Origin of the sequence: Dietzia cercidiphylli (assembly GCF_039531545.1) — a bacterium.
GTDB lineage: Bacteria > Actinomycetota > Actinomycetes > Mycobacteriales > Mycobacteriaceae > Dietzia > Dietzia natronolimnaea.
This window is the reverse complement of sequence record NZ_BAAAQG010000013.1, coordinates 52995-71014: the sequence shown is the minus strand read 5'-3', so window position 1 is coordinate 71014 and position 18020 is coordinate 52995. Positions and strand designations below refer to the sequence as shown.

The 18020-nt window shown below is 71.0% G+C and carries 15 protein-coding genes and 1 tRNA gene; 8 read left to right on the top strand and 8 right to left on the bottom strand.

Features of this window, described 5'->3' with window-relative positions; genetic code table 11:
• Positions 1-90: 90 nt before the first annotated feature.
• Together ABD250_RS13370 and metH are read right to left on the bottom strand one after the other, a co-directional pair.
• Complete coding sequence (locus tag ABD250_RS13370; protein WP_182657845.1) at positions 91-2040, bottom strand: heavy metal translocating P-type ATPase; 1950 nt, start codon at positions 2038-2040, stop codon at positions 91-93.
• Positions 2041-2104: 64 nt separating this feature from the next.
• Complete coding sequence (gene metH / locus ABD250_RS13365) at positions 2105-5665, bottom strand: methionine synthase (RefSeq protein ID WP_182657844.1); 3561 nt, start codon at positions 5663-5665, stop codon at positions 2105-2107.
• A gap of 49 nt (positions 5666-5714) precedes the next feature.
• On the opposite strand from metH, the gene ABD250_RS13360 reads away from it, so the two are divergent.
• Complete coding sequence (locus ABD250_RS13360) at positions 5715-6641, top strand: PAC2 family protein (protein WP_179525275.1); 927 nt, start codon at positions 5715-5717, stop codon at positions 6639-6641.
• A gap of 35 nt (positions 6642-6676) precedes the next feature.
• Here the strand turns inward: ABD250_RS13360 and mshC are convergent, their stop codons facing one another.
• The 5 genes from mshC to ABD250_RS13335 form a co-directional block, all read right to left on the bottom strand.
• On the bottom strand, positions 6677-7927 hold the full coding sequence (gene mshC / locus ABD250_RS13355) for a cysteine--1-D-myo-inosityl 2-amino-2-deoxy-alpha-D-glucopyranoside ligase (protein WP_182609559.1): 1251 nt from the start codon (positions 7925-7927) through the stop codon (positions 6677-6679).
• 27 nt (positions 7928-7954) lie between these two features.
• Positions 7955-8737, bottom strand: coding sequence for an SCO1664 family protein (locus ABD250_RS13350; RefSeq protein ID WP_182657843.1), 783 nt, complete (start codon positions 8735-8737; stop codon positions 7955-7957).
• On the bottom strand, positions 8734-9321 hold the full coding sequence (locus tag ABD250_RS13345) for a DUF3090 domain-containing protein (protein ID WP_182657842.1): 588 nt from the start codon (positions 9319-9321) through the stop codon (positions 8734-8736). The genes ABD250_RS13350 and ABD250_RS13345 overlap by 4 nt, the downstream gene beginning before the upstream one ends.
• 61 nt (positions 9322-9382) lie before the next feature.
• Entirely contained in the window at positions 9383-10090 is a 708-nt protein-coding gene (locus ABD250_RS13340; RefSeq protein ID WP_182645305.1) for a histidine phosphatase family protein, read from the bottom strand.
• A gap of 40 nt (positions 10091-10130) precedes the next feature.
• Complete coding sequence (locus tag ABD250_RS13335; RefSeq protein WP_241730465.1) at positions 10131-10976, bottom strand: undecaprenyl-diphosphate phosphatase; 846 nt, start codon at positions 10974-10976, stop codon at positions 10131-10133.
• A gap of 175 nt (positions 10977-11151) precedes the next feature.
• Here ABD250_RS13335 and ABD250_RS13330 point away from each other — a divergent pair, with 175 nt between their 5' ends.
• Together ABD250_RS13330 and ABD250_RS13325 are read left to right on the top strand one after the other, a co-directional pair.
• Positions 11152-12183, top strand: a complete 1032-nt coding sequence (locus ABD250_RS13330; protein WP_182657840.1) for a YncE family protein — start codon at positions 11152-11154, stop codon at positions 12181-12183.
• Positions 12184-12217: 34 nt separating this feature from the next.
• Positions 12218-13285, top strand: coding sequence for a quinone-dependent dihydroorotate dehydrogenase (locus tag ABD250_RS13325; protein ID WP_182657839.1), 1068 nt, complete (start codon positions 12218-12220; stop codon positions 13283-13285).
• A gap of 3 nt (positions 13286-13288) precedes the next feature.
• On the opposite strand, the gene ABD250_RS13320 is transcribed toward ABD250_RS13325, so the two are convergent.
• Positions 13289-13831: a YbhB/YbcL family Raf kinase inhibitor-like protein gene (locus ABD250_RS13320; protein ID WP_182657838.1), complete on the bottom strand. Its 543-nt coding sequence runs from the start codon at positions 13829-13831 to the stop codon at positions 13289-13291.
• A 189-nt stretch (positions 13832-14020) separates the two neighbouring features.
• On the opposite strand from ABD250_RS13320, the gene ABD250_RS13315 reads away from it, so the two are divergent.
• The 5 genes from ABD250_RS13315 (at position 14021) to ABD250_RS13295 (ending at position 17968) form a co-directional block, all read left to right on the top strand.
• Positions 14021-14106, top strand: a tRNA-Leu gene (locus ABD250_RS13315).
• 75 nt (positions 14107-14181) lie between these two features.
• Entirely contained in the window at positions 14182-14988 is an 807-nt protein-coding gene (locus ABD250_RS13310; RefSeq protein ID WP_241730464.1) for a hypothetical protein, read from the top strand.
• Between the two features lie 33 nt (positions 14989-15021).
• A complete protein-coding gene (locus tag ABD250_RS13305; RefSeq protein WP_182657837.1) occupies positions 15022-16470 on the top strand; it encodes an SDR family NAD(P)-dependent oxidoreductase in 1449 nt (482 codons plus the stop codon).
• Entirely contained in the window at positions 16467-16973 is a 507-nt protein-coding gene (locus ABD250_RS13300; protein WP_344392757.1) for a mycothiol transferase, read from the top strand. Before ABD250_RS13305 ends, ABD250_RS13300 begins: the two co-directional genes overlap by 4 nt.
• Positions 16970-17968 carry a nucleoside hydrolase gene (locus tag ABD250_RS13295; protein ID WP_344392755.1) on the top strand — a complete coding sequence of 333 codons (999 nt, stop codon included), beginning with the start codon at positions 16970-16972 and terminating at the stop codon, positions 17966-17968. The genes ABD250_RS13300 and ABD250_RS13295 overlap by 4 nt, the downstream gene beginning before the upstream one ends.
• Positions 17969-18020: the final 52 nt, after the last annotated feature.

Sequence of the window (18020 nt, the reverse complement as noted above, 5' to 3'; positions counted from 1 at the left end):
CTGTCTCCTCGGTGTCTTCGGCCCTCGGCGGAACCCGGGGCACACGGCCTTACCGGGATATCGCTGCGCGCAGACCGGGTGTTAGCCGCGTCACCACCGACGGGCGGTCCGTGCCTCCAGTGGTTCGGTCGGGCGTTCGTCGAAGTCGCTGAGCTTGTGCGGCGCGATCACGACGCGTGCCGAGTTGAGGATTGCGAGGACGTCGATGACCTCCTGGGCGATCGCTCCGGCGAGAGGGCTGAGCAGGCCGAAGACCGCGAGAAGCATCCCGAGCACGGAGGCGGCCATCCCGCCCAACGCCGACTGCAGAGCGATCCGACGCATCCGCGCCCCGATGTGGAGGAGGTCGTCGAGTCGCTCCAGGGAGGAGTCCAACACCACGGCGTCGGCGGCCTCGGCGGTCACGTCGGACGTGGATCCGAAGGCGACCCCGGCCGAGGCGGCCGTCATCGCGGGGGCGTCGTTGATCCCGTCGCCGAGGTACAGGGTGGGACCCGCCGCCGTGCGCTCGCGGACGATCGCGAGCTTCCCCTCGGGACTGACCCCGCCGTACACCTCGGTGATGCCCACCCGGTCCGCCAACCGGCGGACCTCGGCCTCACGGTCACCGGAGATGATCATCATCCGGGTGACGCCGTGTGCGCGCGGGAGATGCGCGATGAAGTCGGCCGCGGTGGCCCGTGGTTCGTCACGGAACCGGAGGATCGCGGCGTACCGGTCGTCGAGGAGGACGACCGCCTCCATCCCCGTCTCGGACCCCGGGAGCAGGCTGGACGCACCCGGATCGACTTCGGCGAGTCCGCGACGGTTGGTCAGGCGGACCACGTGTCCACCCACCTCGCCGACCAGTCCGCCGCCGGGCTTCTCCGCGACGGAGGTGGTGGGCGGGGTCCCGAGGTTCCGTTCGGCTGCCGCGTCGATGACGGCTCCGGCGAGCGGGTGGCGGGAGTAGGCCTCGATCGCCGCCGCCGCGGCGAGCACCTCGTCGGGATCGATCCCGGGCCTCGCGACGATCTCCGTGAGGACCGGACGCCCGTAGGTCAGCGTGCCGGTCTTGTCGAACATCATCGTCTCGACGCGCCCCACGTCCTCGAGCATCGCCGGGTTCCGGATGATGATGCCCCGCTTGGCGGCCAGCGAGATGGCACCGATGATCGCGACGGGGACACCGATGAGGAGCGGGCACGGGGTCGCGACCACGACCACCGCGAGGAAACGGGTCGGATCTCCGGAGATCGCCCAGCCCAGGATGCCCAGCGTCAGCGCGATGAGCGTGTACCAGGCGCCGAGGCGATCGGCGAGGCGACGCATCGGGGGCCGGTTCTCCTCCGCCTCCCGCAGCACGCCGACGATCTGCGCATAGCGGGAATCCGCCGCCACCCGCTCGGCGCGGACGGTCAGTGCCGACTCGCCGTTGATGGCGCCGGAGAGCACCTGGGACCCGGGTGTCTTGGGGACGACGTACGGCTCGCCGGTGAGGTACGACTCGTCCATCGCGCCTCTGCCCTCCACCACCTCGCCGTCGACAGGGCACAGTTCGTGGGGCAGGACGAGCAGAAGGTCATCGACCAGCACCTCGTCGGCATGGAGGTCGTCGACGCCCTCGGACGCCGAGTCCCCGCGGAGGCGGTGCGCGATCGTCGGGCTGCGTCGGGCGAGGGCGTCGAGAGTCGCCGACGCCCTCCGGGACGCCGCGGCCTCGAGCGCCTCTCCCCCGGACAGCATGAGGACGATGATCGCGGCCACCAGCCACTCGGAGAGCAGGACCGCGGTGACGATCGACACCGCGGCGAGCATGTCCGCTCCCCCGGCACTCTTCACCGCCGAGCGGACGACCCCGATGATGAGCGGGATCCCCCCGACCACCACGACGGCGACCAGCGGAGCACGGATCAGCCACTCCGCGGTGTCGGAGACGTCGGGGTCGGTGAGTGCGCGCGAGACGAGGTAGATCGCGATCGCCAGGACGGTGGACAGGGCGAGGACGCCCTGCCGCGAGGCGACGAACGTCCGCAGCGCCCCGTCCCGGCCGGTATCCACATACTCATCATCACCCGTCAGGGCGGCCTCCACCAGCCAGGAGAGGCTGCCCTGGGTGCTCGGGTCACACGTTGAAGTACTTGGCCTCCGGGTGGTAGAGCACGAACGCGTCCGTCGACTGCTCGGGGTGGAGCTGCAGTTCCTCCGAGAGTTCGACCCCGATGCGCTCCGGCTCCAGCAGGTCCACCACGACCTTGCGGGACTCCAGGTCCGGGCACGCGCCGTAGCCGAAGCTGTAGCGGGCTCCCCGGTACTTGAGGTCGAAGTAGTCGTGGATGGTGTCGGGGTCCTCGTCCGAGACCGCGCCCTCGGGCAGCCGCAGTTCGTCACGCACCCGCCGGTGCCAGAACTCGGCCAGTGCCTCGGTGAGCTGGACCGACAGACCGTGGACCTCGAGGTAGTCGCGATAATTGTCCGCCGCGAACAGTTCGTTGGCGAAGTCCGCGATCGGGGTCCCCATGGTGACGAGCTGGAAGGGCAGGACGTCGACGGTCCCCTCGGCCTCGCAACGTTCCTTGGAGGCCAGGAAGTCCGGGATGCTCAGGAACCGTCCCCGCTGCTGGCGGGGGAACGAGATCCGGTGCAGCACCTCGGCGTCCGGCCGGGGCTCGGCCAGCACACAGATGTCCTCGCCCTCCGAGTAGGCCGGGAAGTATCCGTAGACCACGGCGGAGTGGGCCAGGATCCGCTCGGTGGTGAGGCGGTCGATCCACGAACGCATGCGCGGCCGACCCTCGGTGGCGACCAGTTCGTCGTAGTCGGGGCCGTCCCCGCTGCGGGTGCCGCGAAGCCCCCACTGCCCGAAAAACAGCGCACGCTCGTCGAGGTGACCGACGTAGTCGGCCACGGGGATGCCCTTGGCGATCCGCGTCCCCCAGAAGGGCGGGGTGGCGATCGGCTGGTCCGCCGCGACGTCCGACCTCTCCGGGACCACGACGGGCTCGGCCTCGGCGGCCCGTTTGGCGGCGATCCGCTCGCTGCGGGCCCGGCGCTCGCGCCGTTCCGCGGCCTTGGCCGACGCGTCCGAGGACTCGGACATGGGGACGCCGGTCCGCTTGGCCGTCATCACCTCGTCCATGAGTCGCAGTCCCTCGAACGCGTCCCTGGCGTAGAACACCTCGCCCTCGTACATCCCGGCGAGATCCACCTCGACGTAGGCGCGCGTCAGGGCGGCACCACCCAGAAGGACCGGGAAGTCGCCGGCGATGCCCTCGGAGTTGAGCTCCGCGAGGTTGTCCTTCATCACCACGGTGGACTTGACCAGGAGGCCGGACATGCCGATCACGTCCGCCCTGTGCTCCCGGGCCGCCGAGATGATGTCCGCGATCGGCTGCTTGATGCCGATGTTGACCACGTCGTACCCGTTGTTGGACAGGATGATGTCCACCAGGTTCTTGCCGATGTCGTGGACGTCGCCCTTGACCGTCGCCAGGACGATGCGGCCCTTGCCGTCCTCGTCGCTTGCCTCCATGTGGGGTTCCAGATGGGCGACCGCGGTCTTCATGGTCTCGGCCGACTGCAGGACGAACGGCAGCTGCATCTGGCCCGAACCGAACAGCTCGCCGACCGTCTTCATGCCGCTGAGCAGGTGGGTGTTGATGATCTCGAGCGGGGGGATCTCCTCCATCGCCGCGTCGAGATCGGCCTCGAGGCCCTTGCGCTCGCCGTCGACGATCCGCGCCGACAAGCGGTCCATGAGCGGCATCGCCGCGAGCTCGGCCGCCCTCGCGTCCTTGGTGCTCGCCGTGGAGACGCCGTCGAAGAGCTCCATGAACACCTGGAGCGGGTCGTACCCCTCCTTACGGCGGTCGTAGACGAGGTCGAGCGCGACCTCCCGCTGACGATCGTCGATCTTGCTCATGGGCAGGATCTTGGAGCTGTGCGCGATGGCGGTGTCCAGGCCGGCCTGGATGCACTCGTGCAGGAACACGGAGTTGAGCACCTGACGCGCGGCGGGATTGAGGCCGAACGAGATGTTGGACAATCCCAACGTGGTGTGGATCCTCGGGTGCGATTCGGTGAGCCTGCGGATCGCCTCGATGGTCTCGATCCCGTCCCGTCGCACCTCCTCCTGGCCGGTGGAGATGGGGAAGGTCAGGCAGTCGATGATGATGTCGTCCTCGGCGATCCCCCAGTTCTCCGTGAGGTCGGCGATGATCCGCTCCGCGATCTCGACCTTGCGGTCCGCCGTGCGTGCCTGGCCCTCCTCGTCGATGGCCAGCCCGACCACCGCCGCACCGTGGCGCGAGACCAGTTCCATGATCTTCTGGAAGCGCGACTCCGGGCCGGCCCCGTCCTCGTAGTTGACCGAGTTGACCGTGCACCGTCCGCCGAGGTGCTCCAAGCCCGTCCGGATGACCTCGGGTTCGGTCGAGTCGAGCATGATCGGAAGGGTCGAGGAGGTCGACAGCCGTCCGGCCAACTCGGCCATGTCCCCCGAGCCGTCCCTGCCGACGTAGTCCACGCAGAGGTCGATCATCTGCGCGCCGTCCCGCATCTGCTCCTTGGCGATGTCCATGCAGGTGTCCCAGTCGGCGGCGAGCATCGCGTCCCGGAACCGCTTGGACCCGTTGGCGTTGGTGCGCTCGCCGATCATGAGGATGCCGGCGTCGGCCCGCAGCGGGGTCGAGCTGTAGAGAGAGGCGACCGCGTTGATCGGCTCGACCCGACGCTCTGCCTTCGCCCTGGACCTCACCTCGTCCCGGAGTCGGGTGATGTGCTCGGGGGTGGTGCCGCAGCACCCGCCGACCATCGACAGCCCGAACTCGGAGACGAAGTCGGCGACCTGGGGGCCGAACGCCTCGGCGCCGAGCGGGTACACGGCTCCGTGTTCGCCCAGTTCGGGCAGCCCCGCGTTGGGCATGACGGAGACGGGGACGCCGGCGTGCTGGGTGAGGTAGCGCAGGTGCTCGATCATCTCGGCGGGCCCGGTGGCGCAGTTGAGGCCGATCATGTCGATGCCGAGCGGCTCGAGCGCGGTCAGCGCCGCCCCGATGTCGGACCCCAGGAGCATGGTCCCGGTGGTCTCGATGGTCACGTGCGTGATGATGGGCAGCCGGCGCCCGGCGGCCGCCATGCCGTCCTGGCAGCCCAGCACCGCGGCCTTGACCTGGAGAAGGTCCTGGCTGGTCTCGACGAGGAACGCGTCGGCTCCGCCCCGGGCCAGGCCCTCCGCCGCGCGGGCGTAGGCGTCCCTCATCTCCTCGAACGTGGCCTGCCCGAGCGAGGGCAACTTGGTCCCCGGGCCGAGGGAGCCGAGCACCATCCGCGGGGTGCCGTCCTCGGAGGGGCCCATCTCGTCGGCGACCTGCCGGGCGATCGCGGCACCCTTCTCGGCCAGCTCGCCGATGCGGTCGACGATGTCGTAGTCCCCCAGGTTGGACAGGTTGCACCCGAAGGTGTTGGTCTCCACCAGATCCGCGCCGGCCTCGAAGAACGCGCGGTGGATGTCCGCGACGACGTCCGGGCGGGTGGCGTTGAGGATCTCGTTGCATCCCTCCAGACCGAGGAAGTCGACGTCCACATCCAGGTCCACCGCCTGCAACATCGTGCCCATCGCCCCGTCGCTGATCAGTACTCGCCGGCGGGCGGCGTCCAACAGGGGCGAATCGAAATCGACAGACATGGCCCCAGTGTATGGGTGCCCCGGAAGTGTCCGTCCGTAGGCTGTACTGATGACTGTCGAATGGACCCCCGACGGGCACCTCGATCTCGAGAGCCCGGTGATGATCGTGGCCTTCGAGGGCTGGAACGACGCCGCGGACGTGGCGACCGGGACCGTCGAACATCTCGCGCTGACCTGGGAGGCGCGGCAGATCGCGGAGATCGGTGGCGACGAGTTCTTCGACTACCTCGACCAGCGGCCGACGGTCCGGCATTCCGGCGGGGTGTCGCGATCGGTCGAGTGGCCACAGATCCTCGTGTCCGCGTGCCGACCGGACGGCTTCGACCACGACGTGTTGCTGGTCCGGGGGCCCGAGCCGGGTCTGAAGTGGCGCCGGTTCGCCTCCGAGTTCGTGGACCTCGTCGACACCCTGGGAGTCACCGAGGTGGTGCTGTTGGGTGCCTATCTCGCCGATGTGCCCCACACCCGCCCCGTTCCGCTCACCGGGACGGCGTTCAATCGGCAGAGGATGGCCGAGATGGGGGTCCGGGCCTCCGATTACGAGGGGCCCACCGGGATGACCGGGGTCCTCCAGCAACTCCTCACCGAGGCCGGGGTCCCGACGGTGAGTCTGTGGGCGGGTGTCCCCCACTACGTCGCCGCACCGCCCAATCCGCGCGGCACCGAGGCGGTGCTGTCCTGGTTGGCGGAGAACCTGGGGGTGGCCGTCCCGATGGACGCACTGCGCGTGCAGTCCCGCACGTGGGTCGCGAAGGTCGACGCCGCCGCCGGCGAGGACGAGGACCTCCGCGACTACATCCAGTCCCTGGAGGACCGGATGGACGACGAGAACGGGGTCGGGGCGGGGGTCGACCCCGAACCCGACCGTGGTCGGGCCGCTGACGGGGAGACGATGCCGCTGGTCGACGGCGAGTCGATCGCCGCCGAGTTCGAGCGCTTCCTGCGAGGCGAGCGGGACGAGCCCGACGCCGGGTAGACCGTCAGACCGTCGGACCGGTCACCGGAACGCCGTCAGGTGGCGGGGGCGAGACCGAGCAGGGCGTCGAGGGCGGTCGCGATGGACGGTCCCGCGGACGGGTCGGACTCGTCCCCGGCCAGGGTCGCCTCTGCCCACCTGTCGACCGCGGCCAGGGCGCCCGGGGTGTCGAGGTCGTCCGCGAGACGTTCCCGCACGGCGATGATGGTCGCGGCGGAGTCGGCGCCCGATCCCCGGGAGATCGCACGGAACCACGTCTCGCACCGGGAGCGGGCCTCCGCGAGCAGGTCCTCCGACCAGGAGCGGTCCGTCCGGTAATGGCCGGCGGCCAGGGCGAGTCGGATGACGGCCGGGTCCACCCCCTGTTCGCGGAGTGTCTTGACCCGGACGAGATTGCCCAGCGACTTGCTCATCTTGACCCCGTCGAGGCCGATCATCGCCGCGTGCACGTAGAAGCGCGCGAACGGGGAACGACCGGTCGCGGCCTCCGCGTGGGCGGCGGAGAACTCGTGGTGTGGGAACGCGAGGTCGCTGCCCCCACCCTGGATGTCGAACTCCATACCCAGGCGGTTCCGGGCGATCGCCGAACACTCGATGTGCCATCCGGGTCTGCCCGCCCCCCAGGGCGAGGGCCAGGACGGCTCCCCCGGTCGCTGCACCCGCCACAGCAGTGCGTCCAGCGGGTGCTCCTTGCCGGGCCGGTCCGGGTCCCCGCCGCGCTCGGCGAACGCGGCGGCCATCTCCTGGGCGTCGTACCCCGACTCGTACCCGAAGGCCGGGGTGGCCCGGTGTCGGTAGTAGACATCGGGGTACCCGTCGACCCCGGGATCGATCCGGTAGGCGTGGCCGCGGTCGACGAGCTCGGCGACCATCTCCACGACCTCGTCGATGGTCTCGGTGGCGGCCACGTAGTCGCGGGGTGGGAGCACGCGGAGCGCCTCCATGTCGGAGCGGAACAGATCGGTCTCACGGTCCCCGAGTTCCCTCCAGTCCACGCCGTCTCGCTCCGCCCTCTCGAACAGCGGGTCGTCGACGTCCGTGGTGTTCTGGACGTAGTGGACCTCGTGTCCGGCGTCCAGCAGGAGCCGGTACACCAGATCGAACGTCAGGTAGGTCGCCGCGTGACCGAGGTGGGTGGTGTCGTAGGGGGTGATGCCGCAGACGTACATCCCGGCGACTGGCCCGGCGGACACCTCCCGGACCTGTCCGCTCGCCGTGTCGTACAACTTCAGGGGGGCACCGTCGCCGGGGACGGCGGGGACGGCAGGCGGGGGCCACGAGTGCATGCGGGCGAGTCTAGATACCGGGCGGGTTCAGAAGAGCGGCCAGGGTAACGGGTAGCCCGCTCCCGGTACGGGGAACACCTCGCCGTCGAGCAGTGCGGTGACCCGTGCGCCCAGGGCGCGCACCTCGGCGGGTGAGAGCAGGTCACGCAGGCTTTCCGCGAGGAGGGCGTCCCCGGACAGCCCGCCACGCACCCTCTCCAGTCCCTCGAGATCCCCCGGGGGCAGCGGCTGGCCGGCCCACCCCCACAGGACGGTGCGCAGCTTCGGCTCGGTGTGGAACGACAGGCCGTGATCGATCGCCCAGATCAGGCCGGAGGTGTCGACGAGGACGTGTCCGCCCTTGCGGTCGGCGTTGTTGACGACGTGGTCGAACAACGCGATACGACGGAGCCGTTCGTCCAGGGCGTGCGCCACCACCACGTCCTCCCCGCGGGATCCCTCACCCCGGAGCACCGCCACCCGGCCGGGGGGAAGGGCGCCCACCGGGTGGACGTCCACCGGGTCGTGGCCGGGCGCCTCACCCCGGTCGAGCTCGTCGATCCATCGTTGCGCCATCCCCGGGCCGCCGGGGCCGTGTGCTCCCACCGTCTCGGGCACCAGGTCCCACCCCAGGGCCACGGACACCGCGTACGCCGCGATCTCCCGAGCCGCCAGGCTGCCGTCGGGGAAGTCCATGAGCGGCCGCTCCCCCGCCGACGGTTTGTACACCCAGTGCTCGCCCTCGGCGTCCACGCAGCGGTACACCGCGTTGCTTCCCGAGGGGATCCGGTGCAGAACGGTGAGTTCGGGGCCCGGCGGGCGGGCGGTCACGGGTCGACGAGGTCGGCGAGCGCGTCACCGGAGCGCGGGAGGTACCCGTTGAGGCGGATGCACAGGTGACCCGTGGTGTCGATCGGCTCGCCGCACAGCGGGCACGGAGCGCGCCCGGCGGAGACGACCTTCTCGCTGCGCAGGACGAACTGCCGTGCACGCTGCGGGGTCAGGAACACGCGGAGCGCATCGGGGGCGTCCTCCGCATCCGACAGGACGACCGACTCGTCGGTGGCGGTGGGGTCCGCCGCCAGCAGCTCCACGACGATCTGGCTCTTCTCGCCGTCCCACCCCAGGCCCATCGTGCCCACCTGGAACTCCGCGTCGACGGGCATCTCCAGCGGCGCCAGGTCGTCCACGACGCCGGCGGCCGGGGGGACGGGGACATCGGACTTCGCGGCGATCTCGTCGAGGAGATCCCCCATCCGCTCCGAGAGGATCTGGGCCTGTTGCTTCTCGCACCGGACGGAGACGGTTCGGCCGCCGCCCGTGGCCTGGACGAAGAACACGCGCTCGCCGGGTTGGCCGACCGTGCCCACCACGAACCGGGCCGGTTCGCGGAACTCGTGGACTTCCCTGCTCATGCCGGTCGTCTCCCTCGTGTGCTGCCGTGTGGTGCCGGGTGGTCCCGGGTGGAGGTGCGGTTCATAAGGGTACGTTCCCGCCGGGCACCGCGTCCGAGCTGGCGTCTCCGGCGGTGGCGTTGCCCACGTGTCCGGCGGGCTCCCCGCGGAGACTGGCGAGGTCTCCACCGGTGTCGTTGACCCGGAGGACGAACGGCCGGTGGGGGGTGTAGCGGACCACCGACACCGATCCCGGCTCCACCACGATGCGCTGGAAATGGTCGAGATGCATCCCGTACGCATCGGCGATCACCGACTTGATCACGTCTCCGTGGCTACATGCCACCCACAGCACGTCGCGGCCCGCGTCCTCGGCCAGGCGGCGGTCGTGCTCCCGGACGGCCGAGACGGCGCGGGTGGCCATCTCGGCGAGGGACTCACCCCCGGGGAAGACGGCCGAGGAGGGGTGCTGCTGCACCACCGACCACATGTGTTCGGACGCGAGCTCGGTCAGGGTCCGTCCGGTCCAGGTGCCGTAGTCGACCTCGACCAGGCCCTCCTCGACCACCGGTTCCACCCCGAACGCGGCGGCCAAGGGCTCGACCGTCTCCCGGCAGCGCATGAGCGGCGACCGGACGACCGCCTCGACCGGGAGACCGTCGAGACGTCGGCAGAGGTCCTGTGCCTGCGCCCGGCCCGTCTCGTCGAGCGCGACCCCGGACGTGCGGCCGGCCAGGGTGAGCGCGGTGTTGGCGGTCGAGCGGCCGTGGCGCAGGAGGATGACGGTCATGACGGCAGGTTACCGACGCCGCGCCACTTCGGTGGTGAGGTCAGGTCGCGGGGATCGCGCCGGTGGACAGCAGCGCGATCACGACCAGGCCGAGGATGATGCGGTACCCGGCGAACCAGGCCAGCGAGTGGTTCTGCACGAAGCGCAGGAGCCACGCGATGGCGGCGTAGCCCAGCACGAACGCGATCACCGATCCCACGATCAGCTGGATCCCGGTGGCGGACTGCCCCACGGACGGCTCGAACGCGTCGGGGAGGCTGAACAACCCGGAGGCCAGGACCGCCGGGATCGCCAGCAGGAAGGAGAACCGTGCGGCGGCCTCGCGGGACATGTTGAGGAACAGCCCGGCCGAGATGGTGCCGCCCGAACGGCTGACACCGGGGATCAGCGCCAGGCACTGGGCCAGTCCCATGACCACCGCGTCCTTCATCGTCAAGCCCTCGAGCGACTGGCCGTCGACGGGGCGGTCCTGCTTGGAGACCTTCTCCGCGATGAGGAACACGAACGAGAACGCGATCAGCACGATCGCCGTGATCCACAGGTTCCGGGCGGCGTCCCGGATGAGGTCCTTGCCGAAGAAGCCGATCACGGCGATGGGGACCGAGCCGATGATCACGTACCAGCCGAGCCGGTAGTCCGGGTCGTCGCGGCGCCGGCGGTCGAACACCCCCCGGAACCACGCGACGAGGATCCGCACGATGTCCTTGAAGAAGAACACCAGCACGGCGGCCTCCGTGCCGAGCTGGATGACCGCCGTGAACGAGGCTCCCGCGTCCGCACCGAACAGCCAGGTGGAGAAGATGCGGAGGTGCCCGGAGGACGAGACGGGCAGGAACTCCGTGATCCCCTGGATCACGGAGAGCACGATCACCTGGAGCCAGGACATGCCGTCCGCAGCGGGGGCGGCCAGGACCGTCGGGTTCACGGGCGCTGCTTTCTGTCGGGGAACGTCGGCACGGGCGCGGGTGTCTCACCGCACCGCCGTGAGGGTAGTCGTCCGGACCTGGACGGCGACTGAGGACCCGCGTGGGGGACACTGTGGAGAAGTCGAAAGGAACACCGTGACCCTTCGTGTCCACCGCCGCTCCGCTGTGACCGCCGCTCTGCTCTCCCTCGCCGTCGGGCTCGCCGGCTGCGCGTCGACCACCAGCCAACTGGAGGACTACACCGGGATCGAGCAGGGTAACGCCCGACCCGCCGCGTCGCCCCAGGTCTCCGATCCCGAGGGCGGTGAGGTCGTCCCGGTCCCGGGTTCCGTGTCCTCGCTGGTCGCCGTGGGTGACACGGTGGTGGCGCAGGTCGACGGCCCGCCGACTCTGGAGATCGCCCGCGTGGACGGGACCCGATGGATCCCGGAGACGACCGTCGAGCTGCCCGCGGATGCGGGAACCGCCACCGCCGGGGTCGACGGGACGGTTCTTGTCCCCTTCGGCGACGGCGTCGTCGTGGTCACGGCGGCAGGTGACGCACGCGAGATCTCGGGACTCGGACCGGTCACCGCGGCGGCCGTGACCACCGACGGTCGCCTGCTCACGGGCGCCCCCGGCGGCGACGTGGTCGTCCGGGACGCCGACGGGACGGAACAGCATCGCCTCGCAGGCCTGACATCGGTCGATCGGATCAGTGTGGCCCGGGACGGTTCGGTCACGGCGTTCAGCCGACCGGACACCGTCATCGCCAGCATCGACCTGGACGAGGACGGCGCCGGTCCGCTCCTGCGCGCCGGGAAGGGCGCCGGGAGACTCGACGAGTACGGCGAGGGCACGGTCGTCGCCAGCGACACCGTGGGTGACACGCTCCTCGTCTACTCGACCTCCCCGATCCGGCTCCACCAGCAGTTCCCGGTCGCAGCGGCCCCCTGGGCGGTCGCCGGGGACCCCACCCGGGACGTCGTCTGGGTCACCTCCACCGGAACCAACACCGTCCAGGCGTACGATCTCGGCGACGGCACAGGGGTCCGGCGTGCCGAGATCGCGACGGTACGTCAGCCGGACTCGCTGGTGGTCACGGCCTCCGGGACCGTGGTCGTCGGTTCCTCCGACGGTGCCGGCCTCCACCTGATGCGCCCATCACTGCCCGTGCCGTCGAGCTGATCGAAGGACCACCCACGTCCCATCGAGGAGGACCGTGTACTCGCTGATGAAGAGTGTGCTGTTCCGCTTTCCGGCGGAGCGGATCCACCACCTGGTATTCGGCTTTCTCAAGCTGCTGACCCTGGTGCCGCCACTGGGCTCCCTGGTGCGCCGGTTCCTCGGCGTCCGTGATCCGGTGCTGGCCCAGGATGTCCTGGGCCGTCGCTTCCCGGGGCCGCTCGGCCTCGCCGCCGGCTTCGACAAGAACGCGGCGGCCGTCGACTCGTGGGGGGCGATCGGTTTCGGGTTCAGTGAGGTCGGCACGGTCACCGCGTCACCCCAGCCCGGCAACCCGTCGCCTCGTCTGTTCCGGCTCCCGGACGACCGGGCCATCCTCAACCGCATGGGGTTCAACAACCACGGCGCGGGCAACGCGGCCAACAACCTGCGGCGGCGGCGGAGCAGCGACCCGGTGGGGATCAACATCGGCAAGACCAAGGTGGTACCCGCGGAGGACGCCGTTCGGGACTACGTGGCCTCGGCCAGCATGCTGACCGGGCTGGCCGACTACATGGTGGTCAACGTCAGCTCCCCCAACACCCCCGGCCTGAGGGATCTGCAGGCGGTCGAATCGCTGCGTCCCATCCTCACAGCGGTACGTGACGTGGCGACGATCCCGGTGCTGGTGAAGATCGCCCCGGACCTGGACGACGCGGACATCGACGCGGTCACCGATCTCGTCGTGGAACTCGGCCTCGCCGGCATCGTCGCCACCAACACCACCATCTCGCGCGACGGGCTCACGACACCGGAGAGCACGGTGGCGGCGATGGGTGCGGGAGGGATCTCGGGTGCGCCCGTCGCGGACCGGTCCCGCCAGGTGCTCGCCCGGATCCACGAGCGGGCCGGCGATCGGCTCGTCATCATCTCGGTCGGCGGCGTCGAGACCCCGGAGGACGTGTGGGACCGCATCACCCACGGCGCCCACCTGGTCCAGACCTACACCGGCTTCGTGTTCACCGGCCCCGGTCTCATCCGTGGGACCAACAAGCTCGTCGCCCGACGGCTCCGGCAGGGCGGGTTCGCCTCCCTGGCGGACGCCGTCGGTTCCGCGGTCAGCTGACCGCTACTGCTCGAAGAGCGCCGTGGTGGTCCCGCGGGCCAGGCCCTGTCCGAAGAGGTTGAACCCGACGAAGGCGCAGGAGGCGTCCTCCCCGAGTTCGATCGCGTCGCCGACGGCGTGAACGGCGAGGATGTACCGGTGCGGACCGTGGCCCTCCGGCGGGGCCGCGCCCACGAACCCCGTGAACCCGGCGTCGTTGCGGACCACGACGGCCCCCTCCGGCAGGCCCGAGGTGTCGTCGCCGGTGCACGCCCCCTCCGGTAGCGAGGTCACGTCGGCCGGGATGTTGGCCACCGACCAGTGCCAGAACCCCGAGGCCGTCGGCGCGTCCGGGTCGAAGACGGTCACCACATAGGTCCGGGTCCCCTCCGGTCCGGCACTCCACGTCACCTGTGGGGACCTGTCCTCGCCGCCCTCGACGCCCATCTTCCCGCCGAGCTGCGCGGACGACAGGGTGGAGCCCTCGGTGAAGGACTCGCTCGTCACCTCGAGCGCGGGGAGATCCGGCAGGGCGTCATAGGGGTTCGGCACGCGGAAGTCGGTCATCGTCATCCTCCTGGGTCGGACGGTGTGGGGGAGGTATCCCCCAGCCGGTCACGTCCTTGTCTACCAGCGATGACCGACGGGCGCCGGGTGGGAGCGGGGTCCGATTTGTCCCACGGTTCGCGCATCGGCTAGTGTCATTCCTCGCACGACCAAGCCGGGAACGAGCCGGTGCAGGTCACCAGTGTGCGAGCGCGAGTGGCGGAATGGCAGACGCGCTAGCTTGAGGTGCTAGTGTCCTATTAACGGACGTGGGGGTTCAAGTCCCCCCTCGCGCACACTGTGTCGAGACAGTAGAAGTGGCCCCGGATCCGTGAGGATCCGGGGCCCACTTGTTTCCGGGAGGACTCCCGATGGCCCGCACGCCGCCACCCCCCGCCCCACGGTGGCTGGTCGAGCGACTGCGCAGACTCCTCGCAGACGAACAGGTGGCGCGCGAGGACGAACTGCTGGCCCGCGGGGTGTCGAGGTCCGGCGTTCGATGCCGGATGAGGTCCGCCGTCGCCCGGGCGGCGGATGCGCTGGGATACCTGGTCGGCGCCACCGCTCGCGCCGTGGACCGGCGTCTCGAGACCCTGGGACTGGCTCCCCCACCCCTCGACCCGCCCCCCGAGGTCCGCGACGACCTCCGCGCGTTCTTCGGACACACGATCGACCCGGCCGAGGTGATGATCCGTCGGGGACACGTGCCCGCTGTGCCCCACCGGCGCGCGTTCGCGCTACCCGGCCTCATCTACCTGGGCGCCGACGCCGGAATCGTGCGCCCGCGCGGAGGGGGCGTCGAGCGACCCCGGGCCACCCCGACGCTGGTGCACGAGCTGGTCCACGTCTGGCAGGGCCGGGTCATCGGCCCCCGATACGTGGTCATCGCGCTGGTCGAGCAGGCACGACAGGGGCGTCGGGCCTACGACTGGCGCGCGGTGCTCGACGGCGCCGTCCACGACCGTGCCTCCCACGACCGTGCCTCTTACGATCGTGCCCCGCGGGCCTTCCCGGTGGAGGCCCACGCCCAGCTGGTGTCCGAGGCCTACGCCCACCGGTACGGGTTCAGCCCCGCAGCGGCGTCCGCGAGGCGGAGTCGGCAGCTGCCGGCCGTGGAGGAGGCGCTCGCCGGGCTCAGGGCCGGTCGCGCGCCCACCCTGCCGTGGCGAGCGGTTTAGGGACCGACGGCCTCGTCGTCGTACCGTGTCCTGGTGACAGGCATCGATCCGGACGACCTCGAGACCCTCCAGCGCGTCCTCGACCAGGCGGCGGCGCTCGGGGAGGACCACCCCGATTCCATCCGGGTACAGCGCTCGGTCGGCCACATGTTCAAGCTGCTCAAGAAGTCCCGCCGGAACGAGGTCCGACGCGCCCGGCAGGAGGCGGACAAGGCGGTCATCGAGGCCACCGCGACCGGGTCGCCCTCCCGAATCGACGACGAGACCGCCGGCATCCGCCTGGTCTCCAACGCCCCGGGCGCCGTCGCCGGCCACCTCCAGCGCGCGATGGCGTGCTACGTCTGCAAACAGCGCTTCACCCAGGTCGACGCCTTCTACCACCAGCTGTGCCCGAGGTGTGCGGCGCTCAACCGTGCCAGGCGGGATCCGGAGATGGACCTCACCGGCCGGCGGGCCCTGCTCACCGGTGGCCGCGCGAAGATCGGCATGTACATCGCCCTGATGCTGCTGCGCGCCGGCGCCGACGTCACCATCACCACCCGTTTCCCCCGCGACGCCGCCCGCCGGTTCGCCTCGATGCCAGACCACGCCGACTGGGCCGACCGCGTGCACGTGATCGGGGTGGACCTGCGAGACCCCGCCCAGGTCGTGGCACTGGCCGACGAGGTCGCCGCCGCCGGACCGCTCGACATCCTCATCAACAACGCCGCCCAGACGGTGCGCCGCTCCCCCGGGTCATACTCCGGACTCGTGGACGGGGAGTCCGCGCCCCTCACCGGGCGGGCCGCCGACATCCCCATGATCACCATGGGCCGCACCTCCGAGCTGCACCCGGCCGCGCTGATGGGCGGCGAGTCCGCGCTCATCGGCTCCGACGAGGCCGAGCGCGAGGCCGGACACATCGCCGAACAGGCGCTCCTGGCCGGGTCGGCGTCCCTGGACCGCGTGGCCGCCGGCACCGCCATCGACGCCGGCGGGCTGCTGCCGGACGTGGTGGACCACAACAGCTGGGTGGCCACGGTCGAGCAGGTGGAGCCCATGGAGATGCTCGAGGTGCAGCTGTGCAACTCGGTCGCCCCGTTCATCCTGGTCTCCCGACTGCGGCCCGCGCTCGCCGCGTCGAAGGCCCGCCGCAAGTACGTCGTCAACGTCTCCGCCATGGAGGGCCAGTTCTCCCGGCGCTACAAGGGCGCGGGGCACCCGCACACCAACATGGCCAAGGCGGGCCTGAACATGCTCACCCGCACCTCCGCCGAGGAGATGTTCACCGAACACGGCATCCTCATGACCGCGGTCGACACGGGCTGGATCACCGACGAGCGTCCGCACACGACCAAGGTCCGGCTGCACGAGGAGGGCTTCCACGCGCCCCTGGACCTCGTCGACGGCGCGGCCCGCGTGGTGGACCCGATCGTCCGCGGCGAGGCCGGCGTGGACCTCTACGGCTGCTTCCTCAAAGACTTCGAGCCGAGCCCGTGGTGAGCGTCGACGCCGCCCGGCGGATCCTGGCCGACGAGCTGATGCCCGCGATCCGGGCCGCGGTGGCCGATCTCGGCGGCGACGGGCCCGACACGCTCGTGCACCACCGGCCCACCGCCGAGGGTTCCGAGTGGCCCACCAACACCGCCGCCGCGCTCGTCCACCACCTGTGCGGCGTGCTCACCTCGTGGGGCGCGGCCTGCCTCGGCGGGGAGGACATCGTGCGGCACCGCGAGGCGGAGTTCGACTTCGCCGGACCGACGGCGCCCGAGCTCGACCGGCTCGAGGCGCTGATCGACCGGCTGCCCGGGTGGGCCGCCGCGGCGGCCGGGCGGGGCGATCTCGCCGAGCCCGCCGGCACCACGGTCGACGTCGACGTCGCGCGCCGGGCGGGGACCTTCACCCCGGACTGGGTCGTGGGCCACATCCTGCACGAGGTCGCGACCCACACCGGCCAGCTGCAGCTGACCCGCGACGTCCTGCTCTCCAGGGGCCGCGCGCGGTGAGTCCGACGCCGGTACTGCTCGACTGCGACCCGGGCATCGACGACGCCCTGGCGATCGCCTACCTGGTGGCCGAACACCTCGCCGGGCGGATCGAGCTGACAGGGGCCGTGTGTACGGCCGGCAACGTCGGGCTCGAGGACACCGTCGCCAACGCGTGTGCGTGGCTGGACCTCGCGGGTGCCCCGGAGCTCCCCGTGGCCGCCGGCGCGTCCGGCCCGATCGCCGTCCCCCACGTGCTGACACCCGAGACGCACGGCCCCCGCGGGGCGGGGCACGCGCAACTGCCGACGACGACGAGGTCCACCGATCCACGTGACGGCGCCCGCCTCTGGGTGGACGCGGCACGCGAACACCCGGGCGAGCTCGTCGCGGTGGTGACCGGTCCCTCGTCCACCCTGGCCCTCGCGCTGGAGCTCGAGCCCGCGCTCCCGCGGTTGCTGCGGCGGCTCGTCGTGATGGGTGGGTCCTTCCGCGGCCACCCCGGCAACACCACTCCCGTGAGCGAGTGGAACGTGGACGTCGACCCCGAGGCCGCCGACCGCGTGTGCCTGGCCTGGGAGGTGGCGCGTGCCGACGACCCGAGCGTCGCGCCGGCCCGATGGTGCGGGCTCGACCTGACGGAGCGGGCGGTGTGGACCCCCGAGCGCTCCGGGCGTCTGGTGGAGGCGGCACGGGGCTCGACGCTCTCCCGGCACCTGGCGGATGCGCTGCGCTTCTACTTCGAGTTCCACGAGTCGGTCGGCGAGGGCTACCTGGCGCAGGTGCATGATCCCCTGGTGGCCTGGCTGGCGCTCCACCCCGAGGCGGCCCTGACCGAGCCCGTCCATCTGCGCATCGAGTGCGCGGGAGAGCACACCCGGGGGATGACGGTCGAGGACCGCCGTGGCCACCGTGGGCGGCCGGCGAACGCCGAGCTCGTCGTCGATCTCTCCGTTCCCGGTGGTGCGGTCGCGGTGGTGGAGGAGGTCACCGCCTCGATCGCGAACCTGCGCTGAGACGACCTCCACCGGCCCGGTCCGACGTCGAGACCACCATCCGCACGGACCG